This is a genomic window from Pseudomonas sp. 7SR1 (genome assembly GCF_900156465.1).
Classification (GTDB): domain Bacteria; phylum Pseudomonadota; class Gammaproteobacteria; order Pseudomonadales; family Pseudomonadaceae; genus Aquipseudomonas.
Genome location: NZ_LT707064.1, coordinates 1226820 through 1245957 on the forward strand (window position 1 = coordinate 1226820; position 19138 = coordinate 1245957).

General features: G+C 62.0%; 17 protein-coding genes. 10 read left to right on the top strand and 7 right to left on the bottom strand.

The genetic code is table 11. From position 1 onward, the window contains the following. The first annotated feature begins 142 nt into the window (after window positions 1-142). The 4 genes from BW992_RS05630 (at window position 143) to BW992_RS05645 (ending at window position 4990) form a co-directional block, all read left to right on the top strand. A complete protein-coding gene (locus tag BW992_RS05630) occupies window positions 143-1030 on the top strand; it encodes a LysR family transcriptional regulator (protein WP_072397741.1) in 888 nt (295 codons plus the stop codon). A 92-nt stretch (window positions 1031-1122) separates the two neighbouring features. Beyond that, window positions 1123-1962: a formate dehydrogenase accessory sulfurtransferase FdhD gene (gene fdhD / locus BW992_RS05635; protein WP_072397740.1), complete on the top strand. Its 840-nt coding sequence runs from the start codon at window positions 1123-1125 to the stop codon at window positions 1960-1962. Further along, a complete protein-coding gene (locus BW992_RS05640) occupies window positions 1959-4307 on the top strand; it encodes an FdhF/YdeP family oxidoreductase (protein ID WP_072397739.1) in 2349 nt (782 codons plus the stop codon). Before fdhD ends, BW992_RS05640 begins: the two co-directional genes overlap by 4 nt. Before the next feature lie 203 nt (window positions 4308-4510). Next, a complete protein-coding gene (locus tag BW992_RS05645; protein WP_072397738.1) occupies window positions 4511-4990 on the top strand; it encodes a glycine zipper domain-containing protein in 480 nt (159 codons plus the stop codon). Window positions 4991-5055: 65 nt separating this feature from the next. Here the strand turns inward: BW992_RS05645 and BW992_RS05650 are convergent, their stop codons facing one another. Then, on the bottom strand, window positions 5056-5475 hold the full coding sequence (locus BW992_RS05650; protein ID WP_072431754.1) for an acyl-CoA thioesterase: 420 nt from the start codon (window positions 5473-5475) through the stop codon (window positions 5056-5058). Window positions 5476-5518: 43 nt separating this feature from the next. Next, complete coding sequence (locus BW992_RS05655) at window positions 5519-6745, bottom strand: 3-hydroxyacyl-CoA dehydrogenase (RefSeq protein WP_076405738.1); 1227 nt, start codon at window positions 6743-6745, stop codon at window positions 5519-5521. A 314-nt stretch (window positions 6746-7059) separates the two neighbouring features. Here BW992_RS05655 and BW992_RS05660 point away from each other — a divergent pair, with 314 nt between their 5' ends. Together BW992_RS05660 and BW992_RS05670 are read left to right on the top strand one after the other, a co-directional pair. After that, on the top strand, window positions 7060-8085 hold the full coding sequence (locus BW992_RS05660; protein ID WP_076407328.1) for a S8 family peptidase: 1026 nt from the start codon (window positions 7060-7062) through the stop codon (window positions 8083-8085). A gap of 457 nt (window positions 8086-8542) precedes the next feature. Beyond that, complete coding sequence (locus tag BW992_RS05670) at window positions 8543-8809, top strand: hypothetical protein (protein ID WP_072397734.1); 267 nt, start codon at window positions 8543-8545, stop codon at window positions 8807-8809. A 175-nt stretch (window positions 8810-8984) separates the two neighbouring features. Here the strand turns inward: BW992_RS05670 and BW992_RS05675 are convergent, their stop codons facing one another. The 3 genes from BW992_RS05675 to BW992_RS05685 all read right to left on the bottom strand — a co-directional run bounded on the left by BW992_RS05675 (window position 8985) and on the right by BW992_RS05685 (window position 12137). Next, window positions 8985-10526, bottom strand: coding sequence for a phosphoenolpyruvate carboxykinase (locus BW992_RS05675; protein ID WP_076405740.1), 1542 nt, complete (start codon window positions 10524-10526; stop codon window positions 8985-8987). Between the two features lie 178 nt (window positions 10527-10704). Continuing rightward, window positions 10705-11607, bottom strand: coding sequence for an Hsp33 family molecular chaperone HslO (hslO, locus tag BW992_RS05680; RefSeq protein WP_072397732.1), 903 nt, complete (start codon window positions 11605-11607; stop codon window positions 10705-10707). Between the two features lie 125 nt (window positions 11608-11732). Next, window positions 11733-12137 carry an RNA-binding S4 domain-containing protein gene (locus BW992_RS05685; protein ID WP_072397731.1) on the bottom strand — a complete coding sequence of 135 codons (405 nt, stop codon included), beginning with the start codon at window positions 12135-12137 and terminating at the stop codon, window positions 11733-11735. Between the two features lie 218 nt (window positions 12138-12355). Here BW992_RS05685 and rimB point away from each other — a divergent pair, with 218 nt between their 5' ends. Both rimB and rimK read left to right on the top strand, forming a co-directional pair. Further along, complete coding sequence (gene rimB / locus BW992_RS05690) at window positions 12356-12838, top strand: retropepsin-like aspartic endopeptidase RimB (protein WP_072397730.1); 483 nt, start codon at window positions 12356-12358, stop codon at window positions 12836-12838. Next, window positions 12835-13740: a 30S ribosomal protein S6--L-glutamate ligase gene (gene rimK / locus BW992_RS05695; protein ID WP_072397729.1), complete on the top strand. Its 906-nt coding sequence runs from the start codon at window positions 12835-12837 to the stop codon at window positions 13738-13740. Before rimB ends, rimK begins: the two co-directional genes overlap by 4 nt. A gap of 71 nt (window positions 13741-13811) precedes the next feature. On the opposite strand, the gene BW992_RS05700 is transcribed toward rimK, so the two are convergent. Both BW992_RS05700 and ompR read right to left on the bottom strand, forming a co-directional pair. Continuing rightward, window positions 13812-15125, bottom strand: a complete 1314-nt coding sequence (locus BW992_RS05700; protein ID WP_072397728.1) for an ATP-binding protein — start codon at window positions 15123-15125, stop codon at window positions 13812-13814. Window positions 15126-15233: 108 nt separating this feature from the next. Further along, window positions 15234-15974: an osmolarity response regulator transcription factor OmpR gene (gene ompR / locus BW992_RS05705; protein WP_003186825.1), complete on the bottom strand. Its 741-nt coding sequence runs from the start codon at window positions 15972-15974 to the stop codon at window positions 15234-15236. 349 nt (window positions 15975-16323) lie between these two features. On the opposite strand from ompR, the gene BW992_RS05710 reads away from it, so the two are divergent. Beyond that, the gene (locus tag BW992_RS05710) at window positions 16324-18648 is read left to right on the top strand and encodes a Tex family protein (RefSeq protein WP_072397727.1); all 2325 of its coding nucleotides are present in this window, start codon (window positions 16324-16326) and stop codon (window positions 18646-18648) included. Beyond that, window positions 18648-19031: a PaaI family thioesterase gene (locus tag BW992_RS05715; RefSeq protein WP_072397726.1), complete on the top strand. Its 384-nt coding sequence runs from the start codon at window positions 18648-18650 to the stop codon at window positions 19029-19031. The genes BW992_RS05710 and BW992_RS05715 overlap by 1 nt, the downstream gene beginning before the upstream one ends. The last annotated feature ends 107 nt before the right edge of the window (window positions 19032-19138 follow it).

The following is a 19138-nucleotide window of genomic DNA, read 5'->3' on the forward strand; positions in this document are numbered from 1 at the left end:
GCCTCGTTTCAACGCGCCATGGCCGATTGCAGACCTATTTGGGACAGCCTAGTCCAAGCCAGGCGAACCGGGCTGCGGATCGACCAATGACCCGGCCTTGCGCAGGCGCTAGAATCGGGTCTTCCTGCGCCCCGGAGCGAAGATGGACATCAAGCAGCTGAAATTTCTCATTGCACTGGACGAAACCCGCCACTTCGGCCAGGCCGCCGCACGCTGTCACATCACCCAACCGACCTTGTCGATGCGCTTGCGCAGCCTTGAAGAGGAACTGGGCCTGCCACTGGTCAATCGAGGCCAGCGTTTCGAAGGCTTCACCGCACCGGGGGAACGGGTGCTGGCCTGGGCCCGCACGGTGCTGGCGGCCTATGATGGCCTGCAGGCCGAAGCGGCGGCCTGTCGTGGCAACCTGGTGGGCACCCTGCGCCTGGGCATCGTTCCGTTGTCGGACTTCGACCCGCTGTCGATGATGCAGCGCTTGCATACCGAGCATCCCAACCTGCGCTTCGAGCTGTCCTCACTGAGCTCCGAGCAGATCATCGAACAACTGGCCAATAACCGCATCGACCTGGGGATCTCCTACCTGGAACGCCTGGACAACGAGCGCTTCGAGTCCCTGAGTTTCACGCCGACCCGCATGGGCCTGTTGTACGACCAGCGTTTCTTCTACTTTGGTGAACAACCGCTGAGTTGGCAGGCGTTGATCGAACTGCCCCTGGGGATGCTCACCAGCGGCATGCATTTTCGCCAGTCCATCGACCACAGTTTCCACAGTCGAGGGCTGACGCCCAAGCCGCTGTTGCAGACCGATGCGGTGTATCAATTGTTACAAGCTGTGCACGGCGGGCTGTGCTGTGCGGTGATGCCATTGAACAGCGGCATGGACATACTGACCGAAGATTTACGCATGCAGCCCATCGAAGAGGCGCAAACCCTGGTACCGCTTGGCCTGATCATGCGCCGTGGCGCGCCTCGCTCGGCGCTGGCGGAGGCGTGTTTCGCCCTCTATCAGAAATCAGCGGCCATATCTTGATCGACGTCATCTATTGATAGATTGGTAATAGCGATTAGACGTGGCAGATTGCCGCATTTAGTCTAGCCACTATCCAAACCGTCGGTGATGCCATGAAAGCCAAGCCTCCGGTCTGCCCGGTGCCTGCGGTGGAAACACCCGCGGCCACTGCCAGCCAGAGTTACCGCTACTGCAACCTGGACCACTCCGAATCGGACAGCACAGCGCTGGCCGAGGAAGTGGCGCTGGCGATTGCCTATAACGGCATCAGCCAGGCCGTGATGCTGGTCACGCCCACCGACCTCGAGGATTTCATCGTCGGCTTCAGCCTTGGCAGCGGCATCATCGAAGACCCATCGGACATCTATGACCTGCAGCTGACCGGCGCGGGCTCCGCGCAGTACGCCCAGGTAACCATCGCCAATCGTGCCTTCTGGAACCTCAAGCAACAGCGCCGGCAACTGGCCGGTACCAGTGGCTGCGGGCTATGCGGGGTGGAAGCCGTGGAACAGGCGCTGCCGGATCTCAAGGTACTGCCTGGCGCGCCGCTGCCGCCGGCGCAATGGCTCGATGGCCTGCGCCAGCGCATCGGCCAGTTCCAGCCCCTGGGACAGCACTGCGGCGCGGTACACGCGGCGCTGTTCATGAATGACCAGGGTGAATTGCTGCTGGGCCGTGAAGACATCGGCCGCCACAATGCCCTGGACAAGCTGATCGGCGCATTGATCCGGCAACGGATCCCGGTAGCCGGTGGCCTGGCGATCGTGACCAGTCGCTGCAGCCTCGAACTGATCCAGAAGGTGCTGCGCGCCGGTATCCAGACCCTGGTCAGCCTGTCGTCGCCCACCGGGCTCGCCGTGCAATGGGCCCGACAACACAACCTCAATCTTATCCACCTGCCACAGAAAAGTGCGCCTCGGGTCTACAGCCCTGCGATGGAGAAACAAGCGTGAGCAATCATCAACAAGCCGACCAGAAACCCGTACCACGCTACAAGCCCTACAAGGGCCCGGCCGGTGGTTGGGGCGCGCTGATCAGCGTCGCTCAAGCCTGGCTGACCAGCGACAACGCGCTGAAGAACATCCGCATGATGCTCAAGACCAACCAGAACGGTGGTTTCGATTGCCCGGGCTGCGCCTGGGGCGACTCGCCGGAAAGCGGCGTGGTCAAGTTCTGCGAAAACGGCGCCAAGGCCGTGAACTGGGAGGCCACCAAGCGCCGTGTCGACGCGGCCTTCTTCGCCAGGCACAGCGTGACCTCGTTGCTGGAGCAGAGCGACTACTGGCTTGAATACCAGGGCCGGCTGACCGAGCCGATGAGCTATGACGCCCAGACCGATCGCTACAAGCCCATCAGTTGGGAAGCGGCGTTTGCCTTGATCGGCAAGCACCTGCAAGGCCTGTCCAGCCCGGACCAGGCCGAGTTCTACACCTCGGGGCGGGCCAGCAACGAAGCGGCCTATCTGTACCAGTTGTTCGTCCGTGCCTATGGCACCAACAACTTCCCCGACTGCTCGAACATGTGCCACGAGGCCAGCGGCGTAGCGCTGTCCCAGAGTGTCGGCGTGGGCAAGGGCACCGTGACCTTCGACGACTTCGAGCACGCCGACGCTATTTTCGTCTGGGGACAGAACCCCGGCACCAACCACCCGCGGATGCTGGAGCCGCTGCGCGAAGCGGTGAAGCGCGGCGCCCAGGTAGTGTGCATCAACCCGCTCAAGGAGCGCGGCCTGGAGCGCTTCCAGCATCCCCAGCATCCGCTCGAAATGCTGACCAATGGCGACAAGCCGACCAACACCGCCTATTTCCGGCCAGCCCTGGGCGGTGACATGGCGATTGTGCGGGGCATGGCGAAGTTCCTGCTGCAATGGGAACGCGAAGCACAGAACACCGGCGCCCCCGCGGTGTTCGACCACGGATTCCTCAACGAGCACAGCACCAACGTGCTGGAGTATCTGGCCGTGGTCGACGATACGCCATGGGAACAGATCGTCGAGCAATCTGGCCTGACCCTGGCCGAGATCGAACAGGCGGCACGCATGTACGCCAAGGGCAAGAATGTGATCATGTGCTGGGCCATGGGCATCACCCAGCATCGCCACTCGGTGGCCACCATCCAGGAAATCGCCAACCTGATGCTGCTGCGCGGCAACATCGGCCGGCCGGGCGCAGGCCTGTGCCCGGTTCGCGGCCACAGTAACGTCCAGGGCGACCGGACCATGGGCATCAACGAGCGCCCACCGGTGGCCTTCCTCGATTCGCTGGAACGGCGCTTCCAATTCAAGGTTCCGCGGGAGAACGGTCACAACGTCGTCGAGGCGATCCACGCCATGGCCGCCGGCCGGGCGAAGGTATTCATCGGCCTGGGGGGCAACTTCGCCCAGGCCACGCCGGACAGCCACCGCACTTTCCAGGCCCTGAGCAATTGCGACCTGACGGTGCAGATCAGCACCAAGCTCAATCGCAGCCATCTGGCCCATGGCAAGCAAGCACTGATATTGCCCTGCCTGGGCCGTACCGACATCGATCGGCAAGCCGAAGGCCCGCAAGCGGTGACCGTGGAAGACTCGTTCAGCATGGTCCATGCGTCCATGGGACAATTGGAACCACTGTCGACCCAGATGCGCTCCGAACCCTGGATCATCGCCGGCATGGCCGCCGCCACGCTGGGCAACCGTCCGGTGGACTGGAGCTGGCTGGTGGCCGACTACAGCCGCATCCGCAACCTGATTGCCGACACCATCCCAGGATTCAAGGATTTCAACGAGAAGCTGCGCAACCCCGGCGGTTTCTACCTGGGCAACAGTGCCGGGGCGCGTCGCTGGAATACCCCTTCGGGCCGCGCCAACTTCAAGCCCAACCGCCTGCCGACCGACCTGGTGCATGAACGCACCCGTGCCACCGGCCGGCTGCCGGATTTGATCCTGCAATCCATGCGCTCCCACGACCAGTACAACACCACCATCTACGGCCTCAACGACCGCTATCGTGGCGTGAAAGGTCAGCGCGACGTGTTGTTCGTCAACGAGGCCGATATCATCCGCCTGGGCTTCAAGCCCGGACAGAAGGCCGATATCGTTTCACTCTGGGATGACGGCCATGAGCGACGGGTCAAGGGCTTTACCCTGCTGGCGTTCGATATCCCCGCTGGACAGGCCGCAGCCTATTACCCCGAAGTGAACCCGTTGGTGCCATTGGAAAGCACTGGCGATGGCAGCCACACGCCAACATCGAAATTCGTCGCGATCCGCCTGGAAGCGGCAAGCGAGGACAGCCTGATCCTGGCCAAGTCGGCCTGAGCAAAACCCGGGCACAAAAAAGGCCGCTTTACGTGTAAAGCGGCCTGTCCGAAGTAGCTAAAGACCGGCGAAAAATGCTTAAGTTCCGCCCAAAAAACAATAAGTTAGAGAATTGTGCACAAGTCGTGCTACTCGTCGGATTTCGATTGTAACCAAGCGAAGCCAGCCTCAGGATCGCGCCGTCATCCCTTTGAGGCTCCTCTATGAAGTTCTCCTCCATTCTCTTGTTGTCCCTTGGCCTGGTCAGTGGCATCGCCTCCGCTGGTGGTACTACCGAAGCAGGCGTGGGCGGCGCATTGGGCGGGGTATTGGGTTCGGTTGTCGGCCAATCCCTGGGCGGCAGCACTGGCTCGACCATTGGCGCGGCCATTGGCGGCGCAGGTGGCAGTGCGGTCGGTGCGGACAGACACAGCCGTGGCGAAGCAGCCATCGGCGGTGCGTTGGGCGCCGCTGGCGGTAACGTGGTCGGTCGCAACCTGGGCGGCACCACCGGCAGCCTGATCGGCGCAGCCGCGGGCGGTGGTGCCGGCGGCGCGCTGGGCAACTACATGGGCAAGGACGATGACGACGACCGTCATTATGACGGTCGCCGTGGTGACCGCCGCTACTACCGTGACGGCCACCCGGGTCGCGGCCATGCCTATGGGCATCGCAAGAAGCATCATCGCTACTACCGCGACTAACGGCTGACAGACTCCAGCCGTTGAAGATCGCAGCCTCCGCCCGCCGGAGGCTGCGATCTTTCGTTTCAGGCCACCAAACGTTCCAACGCCGTACGCAGCCGCCCTGGAATCGTCACCGGCAGGTTCGACGCCCGGTCCACGAACACGTGTACGAAGCGTCCCGCAGCACAAGCCTCTTCCTCCCCCGCCTTGAACACAGCCAGCTCGTATTGCACCGAGCTGTTGCCCAGCTTGCCGACTCGCAGGCCGACTTCGATCCGGTCGGGAAAGGCGATGGATGCAAAGTAATCGCAGGCCGAACTCACCACGAACCCCACCACTTCCCCGGTGTGGATATCCAGGCCGCCGACCTCGATCAGATAGGTGTTCACCGCCGTGTCGAAAAAACTGTAGTAGGTGACGTTGTTGACGTGACCGTACACATCGTTGTCATGCCAGCGCGTGGTGATGGGATGCAGGTGCGGGTATTCGCTACGTTGGGGCATCGGTTGTCCTTTGCGGTGGTCCAGTGATCGTCGCGCGATGCGGTTACCGCTGCGCAAACCCCTTGTGCTGGGCGGCAAGCTCCCCGATCAGGCGCGCGGGCTGCCAATGATCCCCCTGCTTCGTCTCGAGTTCGAGCAGGCGCGCGTGAATACCCTCGAGCCCTTGCTCATCCGCCCAGGCCATCGGCCCACCCTTTTGCGCTGGAAAACCATAGCCGTTGAGATACACCAGGTCGATATCGTGGGCCGACTCGGCGATGCCCTCCTGCAGGATCTTCGCGCCTTCGTTGACCAGCGCCAGGAGACAACGCTCGAGAATCTCCTCGGTGCCGATCTGGCGACGCTGGAAACCCAGCTCTTCGCTGACCCGCTGCACCAGCGCATCCACTTCCACGTCATGCTCGGCCTGCCGGCTACCCGGCTCGTAGTGATAGTAACCGTTGCCGCTTTTCTGCCCGAACCGCCCCAGCTCGCACAAGCGGTTATCCACCTGCACCTCGGGCGCGTCCTGGCCTTTGCCCGCCAGCTCCCGGGCGCGCCACTCCAGGTCGATCCCCACCACGTCGTACATGCGGAACGGCCCCATGGCGAAGCCGAAGCCCTGTAGCGCCGCATCGACCTGATGAGGGAACGCCCCCTCCAGCAGCATCTTGCGGGCCTCCAGCACATACGGGTGCAGCATGCGGTTGCCGATGAACCCATGGCAGTTGCCGGAGATCACACTGACCTTGCCCATGCGCTTGCCCAGGGCCAGGGCCGCGTCCAGGACCGCCCTGGAGGTCTGGGCGCCCCGTACGATCTCCAGCAGTTTCATGATGTGCGCCGGGCTGAAGAAGTGCAGGCCCAGCACCTGGGTGGGCCGCTGAGTGGCGGCCGCGATGGCGTCGATGTCCAGCGCCGAGGTGTTGCTTGCCAGGATGGCCTCGGGCTTGAGCAACGCATCCAGGTCTCGAAAGATCTTCTGCTTGAGTTCGAGGTTTTCGTAGACGGCTTCGATCACCAGGTCCACCTCACGAATCGCCGCATAGTCATCGGCCCGTGTCACCCGGGCGACCCGCGCATCGGCCTCAGCCTGTTCGAGACGTCCCTGGCGTACGTTATGGGCGTAGGTCTCGGCCACCGCAGCCAGCGCCTGCTCAAGCATCTGCGGGTTATTGTCGACCCACTGTACCGCCACGCCGGCATTGGCCAGGCACATCACGATGCCACGGCCCATGGTACCTGCACCCACTACGGCGGCGCGCTGAATATCGAAGGGTGTCTGGTTCATGTCTGTTCTCTTGTCAGCGATCCAAAGACAGCCTCCACCTTAGTCAGGCATTGAATCTTTTTGAAATTTATTCGTGTGATGGCGGGCATTCAGCGGATGGATGCGGCTTGCTGGGCACCCTGCACAAACGCGCCGGAGATCGCCACGAAGAGATACAAATCCGGGCACTCTGATGCCTCGTTCCCACGAGACCAGCACGTTAAGGTGCCTTTTCACTTCATGCATGCGCCGGGCAGGAAGCCCGGCGCCCACGACACTTTTCAAGGAACGAACCATTGTCACCCTTATCGCTCACCTTACGTGCCCTGTTCGTGATGTCAGTCCTGTCGCTGACGGGCTGCCTGACCGTCGCTGAACGCACCGACACCGATCCGGGCGTTTTCGAAACAGCGGAATATCATGCCCAGCGAGGCTTGGCGGCGGTCAAGGCTTCCGCCCTCTACGCCCGGGGCGGTACTGGCAAGGATACGGTCGTTGCCTTGATCGACTCGGGGCTCGACACCCGCCAGAAGGAATTCGAGGGCAGGCTGGCCGACCCCGGGTTCGATCATGTCGAAAACCGTCCCGGCACCCTTGACCGTATCGGTCATGGCACACAGATGGCCGGCATCCTCGCCGCCAACAAGGACGGCCAGGGCATGCACGGCATCGCATTCGACGCCCGCTTGATCCCCTTTCGTTTCGGCGACGACAACGAGCCTTTCTTCTTCGACACGCAAATTGCCCGATCCTGGCAAAGCGGCTTCGACAAAGGCGCTCGCCTGTTCAATAACGCCTGGGCCAACGCCATTCCGGCGACTGAAATCAACGAAGCCCGTTACAACCAGGTCATGCCGGACGCCCTGGCCACCGCTCGAAAGCTGGTGCAGGACGGAGCCGTCTTTGTCTTCCCGACCGGCAACGAACTCAAGCGCCAGCCCCTGGCCGAACCCGGATTGCCGGTGGCATTGCCCGAACTGGAAAAAGGCTGGATCGCGGTTGTTGCACTGAAGAACGACGGCAGTGCCATCAACGGCAAATCCAACTATTGCGGGGTCGCGGCCGCCTGGTGCATTGCCGTGCCCGGCGGCGACGTCGGCGAAGGACGCGGGCTGCTCACGGTGGGCAAGAACGGTCGCTACGTACAAACCGCGGGCACCTCGCCGGCGACCGCGATGGTCAGCGGCGCACTGGCAGCCCTGCACAGCCTGTATCCCCAGCTCAGTGCGCAACAAGTGCGCGACCATCTGCTGGCAACCGCCAACCGCACGGGCGTCTACGCCAACCAGGAAGCTTATGGCAGGGGCTTGATGGACCTCGACGCAGCCTCCCGACGCCCCCCTGAACCGATGGTTGAATGATCGAACTCCATAAGGAGACCACCATGCCGCACACATTGACCCGCCACATCGCTGTCATCACATGCCTGTTCCTGAGCGCATGCACGAAGCTTCCCGAAGAAGTACCAATGCTTGCGACCCTTGAGGCCCCGATCACAATGTCCTGGGCGGCTTCCTCCCGACTGATTTTCTGCGAGGCCCCTGGCTAGCTGACACCTGATACGGTGGACGTTTTTGACAGCATCGTCGGAAGTAGCCTACCGCTTCCGACGGTGGTCCTACGGCGCATGGGTAGGCACGGGATGATTGTCGAAGGGGAATGGGGACGGATCGAAGAAAACCAGGCAAGCGCATCAAACTGGACTTCAGACGGTGGTAAACGCCCTACACATCCCGTCCCTCCAAGCCATATTGCGGTACCTGATCGGGGCTCTCTATAGTCCCCACACGATTCCAAAATCGTACCGAAGAGGCTCAAATGCAAGTATCCAACCCGCCTTGCGAGCGGTACCAGCAGCTCCACAGCACACCGGCCATGGTCATCGACACCGAGGCCAATCTCCAGCAACTCTGCGATGCCGCCGCCCAACGTATCCGGGCATCCAGCGACCTGCTCGAAACCCTGCATTGCCTGTGCTTCAAGCACGCCGATGTGAAGGATATCCCCAGCATCGTTCACGCCCTTTACCTGTTGGTCCAGGACGGCAGCCAAATGCTCGAAGTCGTGCGGCAAAGAGTGCGTTGAGCCGGATAGTCACCAGGTCTCCTCCCCCCCTTGATGAAGCCCCTGCCAGAGTCGATCTTCATCTCCCTGAACCACGGAGCAGCCGTCGAGACATTCACTTCTCCAGGCGCTGGACAAATAGCGGCCATGAAAAAGCCGCCCATGAGGGGCGGCTTTTTCATTCGCAAACCAGGCCTTACAACTGTGGACCGGCAGCCTTGATTGCATCGCTCACTTCGAACTTCTTGAAGTTCTCGATGAACAGGCCAGCCAGCGCCTTGGCAGCTTCGTCGTAGGCGGCCTTGTCGGCCCAGGTATTGCGTGGGTTCAGCAGGCCAGTCTCGACGCCTGGAACGGCCAGCGGCACGTCCAGGTTGATGATGTCCAGGTGCTCGGTTGCGGCACCCACCAGCGCGCCGCTCTGGATCGCTGCGATCACCGCGCGGGTGGTCGGGATGTTGAAGCGCTTGCCGACGCCGTAGCCACCACCGGTCCAGCCGGTGTTGACCAGATAGACCTTGGAACCGAAGCCACGGATACGCTTGATCAGCAGTTCTGCGTATTCGCCGGCCGGACGTGGGAAGAACGGTGCACCGAAGCAGGTGGAAAAGGTCGACTTGATGCCGCTGCCCGACCCCATTTCAGTCGAGCCCACCAGTGCGGTGTAGCCGGACAGGAAGTGGTAGGCCGCTTGCTCTTCGCTGAGGATCGAGACAGGCGGCAGTACGCCGGTCAGGTCGCAGGTCAGGAAGATCACGGCGTTAGGCTCACCGCCGAGGTTTTTCGCCGAACGCTTCTCGACATGCTCCAGCGGGTAGGCTGCGCGGCTGTTCTGGGTAAGGCTGCCGTCGGCGTAGTCAGCCTTCTTGGCCTCATCCAACACAACGTTTTCCAGCACGGCGCCGTGCTTGATGGCTTTCCAGATTACCGGCTCGTTCTTCTCCGACAGGTCGATGCACTTGGCATAGCAACCGCCTTCGATGTTGAACACCACGCCTTCGCCCCAACCGTGCTCGTCGTCACCGATCAGGTAACGGCTTTCATCGGCGGACAGAGTGGTCTTGCCGGTGCCGGACAGGCCGAAGAACAGGGTCACGTCACCCTCTTCGCCGATGTTGGCGGCGCAGTGCATTGGCAGCACGTCAGCGGCCGGCAGCAGGAAGTTCTGCACCGAGAACATGGCTTTTTTCATTTCACCGGCGTAGCGCATGCCGGCGATCAGGACTTTCTTCTGCGCGAAATTGAGAATGACGCAACCGTCGGAGTTGGTGCCATCACGCTCGGGCACGCATTCGAAGTTGGCGACGTTGAGGATCTGCCATTCCTGGCGACCAGCGGGGTTGTACTGGGCCGGGTTGATGAACAGGCAACGACCGAACAGGTTCTGCCAGGCAGTCTGGGTGGTCATCGTCACCGCCAGGTAGTGCTCGTCGGACGCGCCTACATGAACGTGGGAGACAAAATGCTCTTGAGCGTTGTTGAACGCTTCGACGCGAGCCCACAGGGCATCGAACTTGTCGGCAGGGAATTTGCGGTTGATCGGGCCCCAGGCGATGGCGTCCTGGGTGCTCGGCTCTTCTACGATGAAACGGTCGGCTGGCGAGCGACCGGTACGATGACCGGTACGGACAACCAGCGCGCCAGTATCGGCAAGCTCGCCTTCACCGCGATTCAGGGCTTCTTTGACCAGATCATCGACACTCAGATCGGTGTACACGGTGTTATTGGCTTGCGTCATGAGATTCCCCATCGGCCCGTGGCCGAGTGCTCCAAACGTTTTGTAGTAGGAAGTCGCGCACTACTACCCGAAAAAAGTGCGCCGGATTATGCCAGAAAAGCCCAAAAAAAGTAGGGCCCTCCCGTCAGTACGGCGTAAAACCGTCGTTTGCCAGGAGATTTACCTGAACTGAACCGTTTCAGTGACGAGTATCTGACGGCGACCCGACACCCGCTCCGGCGAACAATTGCGCAACGTCCGCCGCATCGAACAAGTACCGTTCATTACAGAACTGGCAATCGATCTCGACGGCGCCGCCATGCTCGATCACCAGCTGCTGCGCATCTTCCAGACCCAGACTGACCAGCGCATTGCCTGATCGTTCACGGGAGCAACTGCAACGGAAGCGCAACGGCAGGCTGTCGAACAGCCGAACGGCTTCTTCGTGATAGAGGCGATGCAGGACGGTTTCGTTGTCCAGACCCAGCAGCTCATCGGCAGTCAGGGTGTTGGCCAGCGTGGTGAGGTGCTCCCAATTGGCGTCACGCTCCTCCGGGTCACGAATGCGATCGGGGGGCAATTGTTGCAGCAGCAGGCCACGGGCGCGCCGTCCGTCGGCGTACAGCCAGAAACGCGTGTTAGTCTGCTGGGACATGACGAAGTAGTTGGTGAAGCACTCGGCGAGGGTGGCGCCGTCAAGATCGACGATACCTTGGTAGCGCTTGCCTTGGGTCGGGTCGACCGTCAGGGCCAGGACACCGTTGGGCATCAGGTCGGCCAGGGTGGCGTCGGGGGCGATCTGCTCGGCGTGATAGCGGGCCAGTCCACGGATCTCGCGCTCACTGGAGCACTCGATCATCAGCAAAGGCACCGGGCCTTCGGAGCGGGCCTGGAGAATCAGCAAGCCATCGAACTTCAAAGTGCCCACCAACAGTGCCGCGGCCGCCATCAGCTCACCGAGCAATTGCGCGACCGGCTCCGGATAGGCGTGCTTGGCAAGGACTTCGGCGTAACTGCGCTCCAACGCCACCAGGTCGCCTCGGGCGTCGCTGTCATCGAAGATGAAACGTTGGGTGCAATCGTTATCCGGTAAATCAGTCATGAGATCTGGTATCTGAGGTGATGGCAAAGGAATGGGCGGCATTTTATGGCCATTCCGGGTGGCTTCCAAGCAAAGCGCCGGACGGTATGCACAGCATCCACCCGATAATCCGCTGCCGACCTCTTCTATTCGCTATTGCTTCCCCGGAACTTGAACAGATCCCGGCGCTGCTTCTTGCTCGGCTTGCCATCGGTACTGACGCCCAGGGCACCGGCCTTGCGCTGCGCGGCGGCGGCCTCGCGCCTGGCGATGCTGGCTTCGGTTTCACGATACAACGCCTGCGCTTCAGGTGCTCCACGCCGCACGATCGACAAGGCCTCGACCACCACGGTCTTTTCATCGAACCCGGTGCGAATGACGTATTCGTCGCCGATGCGTGGCTCCTTGCCGGGCTTGCAGCGCTCGCCCCGGTGATGAACCTTGCCACTTTCGATCGCAGCCTTGGCCAAGGCACGGGTCTTGTAGAATCGCGCCGCCCACAACCATTTATCGAGACGGACCTTGTCGTCCTCTTCCTGTTTTTGTGCCACTGCAATTCCTCTCTCTACCGATAGTCAGAACTGTACTACCGTTTTTGTCGAGCGCACGAATCCGGCCTGACAGATAGAATGCGCGCCACGCCGGTTTGCCGGCGAAAGTTACAAGCGCAAACAGGTGCGTAGATATCTGTCGCCATTTTGTGATTATCCTGTGCGATACCGCGACTCGCGGACTCCCACGATCCGACGTACTGATCAGGTTGTTTTTATTGAAGACATTTGACCATTTGACCGTTGTCGGTCTTCGCGAGTGGGTGGCGCTCCCAGACCTGGGGGTGGCGGGCCTGCGGGCAAAAATCGACACCGGCGCCAGCACCTCCAGCCTGCACGCCACCGATATCGAGCCCTTCGAGCGCGACGGCGAGAAGTGGGTGCGTTTCACCGCGCACCTGGGCACGGTGGTGCAACTGCGCCATCGCCGCTGCGAAGCCCCGCTGGTGGCGCGCAAGACCATCAAGAGTTCCAACGGCCACGCTCAGGTGCGCTACGTGATCAGCACTACGCTGGCGTTGGGTGACCGGATCTGGCGGGTCGAATTCACCCTCGCCTGTCGTAAATCCATGCGATATCGCCTGCTGCTGGGTTCCAAAGCCTTGGTCGACGGCCAGTTGGTCGTCAACCCGGGCATCAAATACGTTCAAGACAAGCCGGTATTCCCGGTGTCCACTACCTCTGCCACAGGTGTTGCATGAAGATCGCTGTGCTGTCGCGAAATCCGCGTCTGTATTCCACTCGTCGCCTGGTTGAAGCCGGGACCGAGCGTGGCCATGAAATGGTGGTGATCGACACCCTGCGCGCCTATATGAACATCGCCAGCCACAAGCCGCAGATCCATTACCGGGGCCAACCGCTGGAAGGGTTCGATGCGGTGATCCCGCGCATTGGCGCATCGGTCACGTTCTATGGCTGCGCGGTGTTGCGACAATTCGAAATGATGGGCGTCTTCCCCCTCAACGAGTCCGTGGCCATCGCCCGCGCCCGGGACAAACTGCGCTCGCTGCAGCTGTTGTCGCGACGTGGCATCGGCCTGCCGGTGACCGGCTTTGCACACTCCCCCGACGATATTCCCGACCTCATCGCCATGGTCAACGGCGCACCGCTGGTGATCAAGGTGCTGGAGGGTACCCAGGGCATCGGCGTGGTCCTGTGTGAAACCGCGACCGCGGCCGAATCGGTAATCGAGGCGTTCATGGGCCTGAAGCAGAACATCATGGTGCAGGAGTACATCAAGGAAGCCGGGGGCGCGGACATTCGCTGCTTCGTGGTCGGCGACAAGGTCATCGCCTCGATGAAGCGTCAGGCCCGCCCCGGTGAATTCCGCTCCAACCTGCATCGGGGCGGCAGCGCCAGCCTGATCAAGATCACTCCGGAAGAACGCATGACCGCCCTGCGCGCGGCGAAAGTCATGGGCCTGGCCGTGGCAGGCGTGGACATCCTGCGCTCCAATCACGGGCCGCTGGTGATGGAGGTCAACTCCTCGCCCGGGCTGGAAGGCATCGAAACCACCACAGGCAAGAACGTGGCGGGAATCATCATCGAGCATCTGGAAAAGAATGGCGGGCCGAACATGACCCGGACAAAGGGCAAGGGCTGAAGGGCCGCTGCAAGCTGCAAGCGTACACCGCTTCCAACTTGCAGCTTGAAACTCGCGGCTTGTGGCTGTCTCTACACTGCATCCCTGGGCAGCATCAAGCCCAACGGCAACCGCACCCGCGCTTCCAGCCCGCCACCGACGCGATTGCGCAGCTCGACGTTGCCGCCGTGCATCGAGGCGATACGCTTGACGATGGCCAGGCCCAGGCCCGTGCCCTTCCCGCCTCGGGCGCGGTCGCCACGGGTGAAGGGGTTGAAGATGGCTTCCAGCTCCGACGGATCGATGCCCGCGCCACGGTCCATGACACTCAGCACGACATACGGCGCGCTGGTGTCACCGGACACATAGGCCGCCACTTCGACACCGGTGCCGGCATGGTTCAAGGCGTTACCGATCAGGTTGTTCAACAGACGCTTCATCGATACCCGGCGTAGCGGGAACGGCTGGATCGGTTCCAGCCGCAGATGCACTTTTTCATCGTTCTGGTTGTAGGGCGCGACCACTTCCCGGACCAGTTCGCTGAGGTCCACTTCCTCCACGGACTCGTCACGGCCATCGCGAATGAATGCCAGGAACTGGTCGAGGATCGCGTCCATGTCCTCGATGTCACGGACCATTTCGTTGGTCAGGTCGGTATGTTCGCCCATCAGCTCCAGCGACAGGCGCAGCCGGGTCAGTGGCGTGCGCAGGTCGTGGGAAACACCGGCGAGCATCAGTTCGCGCTCGCGTCCGGCCTGCTCGACATCTTCGGCCATCTGGTTGAAGGCACGGTAGACCTCGGTCATTTCGCTGGGCGTGTCACTGATGGGCAGGCGCACGCTACGCCCCTGGCCCAGTTGGCGAGCCGCGTAGACCAGCCGCTTCAACGGCTGGTTGAGCTGGCTGACGAAGATCCACGCCGACGCCGTCGACAACAGGCCGATGGCGAGGAACCAGCCAAGCACGTTCCAGATCTTCTGCCCCCGTAGCGGATGAGGGTACAGCGGGACCTTAAGCCAGCCGTCCCCCAGGCTCGGCGCACGCACCCAGAGCGCCGGAGGCGAATGCATGCGCAGTCGAACCTCGGTATCGGCACCCAGTTCGGCCTGCATCTGCCGCTGATAGATCTCGCTGTAGGGCCAGTGCTGCTCCCCCTCCGGCACACCGGCCCCCACCACCCGGATCAACGTCGCCGCCTCGGCGATCTTGGCCCGGTTGGTTTCGTCGGCGGCCCAGTAGGCCCGCAGGGTCAGGGCAACGCCGTGGCTGTATTGCCGATCCACCAGCACGTCTTCGTTCATCAGCAGGTAGACCAGTGTCAGCGCCTTGGAAAAAAGCACGACGATCAGCACCAGCCAGAGGGTGCGGGAGAAGAAACTCTGGGGGAACCAAACGGGGGTTTTCATGGATAACCGCTACACACTTGCAGGAGCGAGGGATGCTCGCACACTGAGGGACTGCGAGTCGCCTGGAAGAAGCCTTCAACCAGCCAACCCGCTCCTACAAATCGCCGATCACTTGCTGGCGGCACCATCCGGTACGAAGACATAACCCACGCCCCAGACGGTCTGGATATAACGCGGCTTGGAAGGATCGGGTTCGATCATCCGGCGCAGGCGGGAAATCTGCACGTCGATGGAACGCTCCAGCGCATCCCACTCACGGCCACGGGCCAGGTTCATCAGCTTGTCGCGTGTCAGCGGCTGGCGTGCGTTCATGACCAGGGCCTTGAGCACCGCGAACTCGCCGGTGGTGAGCATGTGGATTTCATTGCCGCGCTTGAGCTCGCGGGTGGCCAGGGACAGTTCATAGTCACCGAAGGTCACGCTCTCGTCTTCGCTGCCCGGGGCGCCGGGTACCGGGGCCGACTGGCGACGCAGGACCGCCTTGACCCGTGCCATCAGCTCGTCCGGGTTGAACGGCTTGGCCAGGTAGTCGTCGGCCCCCAGCTCCAGGCCCTTGATACGGCTCAGCTCGTCACCCTTGGCGGTGAGCATGATGATCGGGATCTGGTTGTTGGCGCCACGCAGGCGACGACAGGCAGTCAGGCCGTCCTCGCCAGGGAGCATCAGGTCGAGGACCACCAGGTTGAAGACCTCGCGGGCCAGCAGCCGGTCCATCTGTTCGGTGTTCGGTACGGTACGGGCGCGGTAGCCCTTGCTGACGAAAAAACGCTCCAGCAGGCTGCTCAGCCCAGGATCGTCGTCAACGATCAGAATTTTTTCGCCTTCAGCAGTTTGTGCAGTGCTGCTCATAGGAAGCTCCTTTGATCTCGGCGCGCATTATGGCCTAGCTGCCGTTATACGCACCGTGTGCATTGTTAGCAGATTTTTCCTCTATCTCCACAATTACGGGTATCGAGCCTACAGACCGCGACGCCCCCGAAAGACGGAACGCTGGTTATAATGCGCGGCCTTTTGTGCCAGCAAATGTCGGATCGTATTCCCGGCATGATTTCCCAGGCCAGGCAGCACTTTTTGAATTCGCGGGTCAACAGACAGCCTTTTGACCCAGGCAGCGGCGCATGCCAGGCCGCTCAACCAGTCTCGCCGAGCCCTGTCTACGCGGTGGCGGGCCTGATTTCACAATTTGTCAGGTGGTTTTATGGACAGCATCAACAGCCGCATCGCCGAGGAGCTCGGCGTACGCCCACAACAGGTCGAAGCGGCCGTCGCGCTACTCGATGAAGGCTCCACGGTGCCTTTTATCGCCCGTTACCGGAAAGAGGTGACCGGCAGCCTCGATGACACTCAATTGCGTCATCTGGAAGAACGCCTGCGTTATCTGCGCGAACTCGACGAACGGCGCGTCAGCATCCTGGCCAGCATCCAGGAACAGGGCAAGCTGACCCCGGCACTGGAGCGCGATATCAAGCTGGCCGACACCAAGACCCGTCTCGAAGACTTGTACCTGCCCTACAAGCAAAAACGCCGCACCAAGGGCCAGATCGCCCTGGAAGCCGGCCTTGGCGAACTGGCCGACGGCCTTTTCAACGACCCGACCCTGACCCCGGAAACCGAGGCCGCGCGCTTCGTCGATGCCGAAAAAGGCGTGGCCGACGTAAAGGCCGCGCTGGAAGGTGCCAAGTACATCCTCATGGAGCGCTTCGCCGAAGACGCCAACCTGCTGGAAAAACTGCGCAACTTCCTTAAACAGGAAGCGATCCTCAGTGCACGTGTCATTGCCGGCAAGGAAGAGGAAGGCGCGAAGTTCCGCGATTACTTCGAACACGACGAACCGCTCAAGAGCGTACCGTCCCACCGGGCCCTGGCGATCTTCCGCGGCCGCAACGAAGGCATCCTCAGCTCCGCGCTGAAAGTCGGCGATGAGTTGCCCGGAACGATGCACCCTTGCGAAGGCATGATCGGCCAGCAGTTCGGCATCCAGAACCAGAACCGCGCCGCCGACAAGTGGCTCGCCGAAGTGGTGCGCTGGACGTGGAAGGTCAAGCTCTACACCCATCTGGAAACCGACCTGCTGGGCGAACTGCGCGACAACGCCGAGACCGAGGCGATCAACGTATTCGCCCACAACCTGCATGACCTGCTGCTGGCTGCGCCGGCCGGTCCTCGCGCCACCCTGGGCCTGGACCCGGGCCTGCGCACCGGTTGCAAGGTGGCGGTGGTGGACTCCACCGGCAAGCTGCTGGACCACGCCACGGTCTACCCTCACGTGCCACACAACAAGTGGGACCAGACCCTCGCGGTGCTCGCCGCCCTGTGCGCCAAGCACTCCGTGGACCTGATCGCCATCGGCAATGGCACCGCCAGCCGGGAGACCGACAAGCTGGCCGCCGAGCTGATCAAGAAGTATCCCGCCATGAAGCTGACCAAGGTCATGGTCTCCGAAGCCGGCGCTTCCGTTTACTCGGCCTCGGAACTGGCGGCCAAGGAGTTCCCGGACCTGGACGTGTCGATCCGTGGCGCGGTCTCCATCGCCCGCCGTTTGCAGGACCCGCTGGCGGAACTGGTGAAGATCGATCCGAAATCCATCGGTGTCGGCCAATACCAGCACGACGTGTCCCAGTTGAAACTGGCGCGCGGCCTGGATGCCGTGGTGGAAGACTGCGTGAACGCCGTGGGCGTGGACGTGAACACCGCGTCGGTGGCACTGCTGGCGCGTATCTCGGGCCTGAACGCCACGCTGGCGCAGAACATCGTGACCCATCGCGACGAGCATGGCGCCTTCAAGACCCGCGCCGCCTTGAAAAAGGTCCCGCGCCTGGGCGAGAAGACCTTCGAACAGGCCGCGGGCTTCCTGCGCGTCATGAACGGTGACAACCCGCTGGATTCGTCGGCCGTCCACCCCGAGGCCTACCCGCTGGTGCAACGTATCGCCGCCCAGACCGACCGCGACATCCGCTCGCTGATCGGCGACGCCGCGTTCCTGAAGCGCCTGGATCCGAAGAAATTCACCGATGAGACCTTCGGCCTGCCAACCGTGACCGACATTCTCCAGGAACTGGAGAAACCGGGCCGCGACCCGCGTCCCGAGTTCAAGACCGCCGAATTCCAGGAAGGCGTCGAAGACCTCAAGGACCTGCAGCCGGGCATGATTCTCGAAGGCGTGGTCACCAATGTCACCAACTTCGGTGCTTTCGTCGACATCGGCGTGCATCAGGACGGTCTGGTGCATATCTCGGCACTGTCGGAGAAATTCATCAAGGATCCGCGCGAAGCGGTGAAGGCCGGCGACGTGGTGAAGGTGAAAGTTATGGAAGTCGACATTCCGCGCAAACGCGTCGGCCTGTCGATGCGCATGAGCGACACGCCCGGCGAGAAAGTCGACGGTGCCCGGGGAGCCCGTCCCGGCTCGACACCGCGTCAACCGCAGCACTCCGCGCCACGCAAGGAAACCGCCACGGCGGCCCCGGCGAACAATGCCATGGCCTCGCTGTTCGCCAACGCCAAGCAGTTGAAGAAACGCTGATGGACGCGCCGGCCGGGTTGGTGGAGAGCGCATTCTTCAAGTTGCTCGGCTGCCGCTTGCAGAGCCTGGGAGACGGGGTGGCGCAAGTCGCCCTGGGCCTTGAGCCGCCGTTGCGCAACCGCGGCGGCAAGCTGCACGGCGGCGCACTGTTCAGCCTGGTGGACATTGCCATGGGCCTGGCCTGCTCCAGTGTCCATGGCTTCGACCAGCAGAGCGCGACCATCGAGTGCAAGATCAATTACATTCGCGCCGTGTCCGACGGCGAGGTGCTGTGCACGGCCCGGGTGATCCATCCCGGCCGACGCACGCTGGTGGTCGAGGCCGACGTGATGCAAGGCGAAAAACTGGTCGCAAAAGCGCAAGGCACGTTCGCTGTCCTATAGCTCCCTGTCATCGATTTGGGTTAATTTCGACGCCATGAAATGCTGTGTCGGGCCTTCCTGTGGAAGCGAGCTTGTCCGCGATAGCGGAGGGTCAGTCAAGATCAACG

Bases quoted from the DNA above. Each gene is read 5' to 3' on its own strand.
- BW992_RS05630 (WP_072397741.1), top strand. From the start codon at position 143: ATGGACATCAAGCAGCTGAAATTTCTCATTGCACTGGACGAAACCCGC.
- fdhD (WP_072397740.1), top strand. From the start codon at position 1,123: ATGAAAGCCAAGCCTCCGGTCTGCCCGGTGCCTGCGGTGGAAACACCC.
- BW992_RS05645 (WP_072397738.1), top strand. From the start codon at position 4,511: ATGAAGTTCTCCTCCATTCTCTTGTTGTCCCTTGGCCTGGTCAGTGGC.
- BW992_RS05650 (WP_072431754.1), bottom strand. From the start codon at position 5,475: ATGCCCCAACGTAGCGAATACCCGCACCTGCATCCCATCACCACGCGC.
- BW992_RS05655 (WP_076405738.1), bottom strand. From the start codon at position 6,745: ATGAACCAGACACCCTTCGATATTCAGCGCGCCGCCGTAGTGGGTGCA.
- BW992_RS05660 (WP_076407328.1), top strand. From the start codon at position 7,060: ATGTCAGTCCTGTCGCTGACGGGCTGCCTGACCGTCGCTGAACGCACC.
- BW992_RS05670 (WP_072397734.1), top strand. From the start codon at position 8,543: ATGCAAGTATCCAACCCGCCTTGCGAGCGGTACCAGCAGCTCCACAGC.
- BW992_RS05675 (WP_076405740.1), bottom strand. From the start codon at position 10,526: ATGACGCAAGCCAATAACACCGTGTACACCGATCTGAGTGTCGATGAT.
- hslO (WP_072397732.1), bottom strand. From the start codon at position 11,607: ATGACTGATTTACCGGATAACGATTGCACCCAACGTTTCATCTTCGAT.
- rimK (WP_072397729.1), top strand. From the start codon at position 12,835: ATGAAGATCGCTGTGCTGTCGCGAAATCCGCGTCTGTATTCCACTCGT.
- BW992_RS05700 (WP_072397728.1), bottom strand. From the start codon at position 15,125: ATGAAAACCCCCGTTTGGTTCCCCCAGAGTTTCTTCTCCCGCACCCTC.
- ompR (WP_003186825.1), bottom strand. From the start codon at position 15,974: ATGAGCAGCACTGCACAAACTGCTGAAGGCGAAAAAATTCTGATCGTT.
- BW992_RS05710 (WP_072397727.1), top strand. From the start codon at position 16,324: ATGGACAGCATCAACAGCCGCATCGCCGAGGAGCTCGGCGTACGCCCA.
- BW992_RS05715 (WP_072397726.1), top strand. From the start codon at position 18,648: ATGGACGCGCCGGCCGGGTTGGTGGAGAGCGCATTCTTCAAGTTGCTC.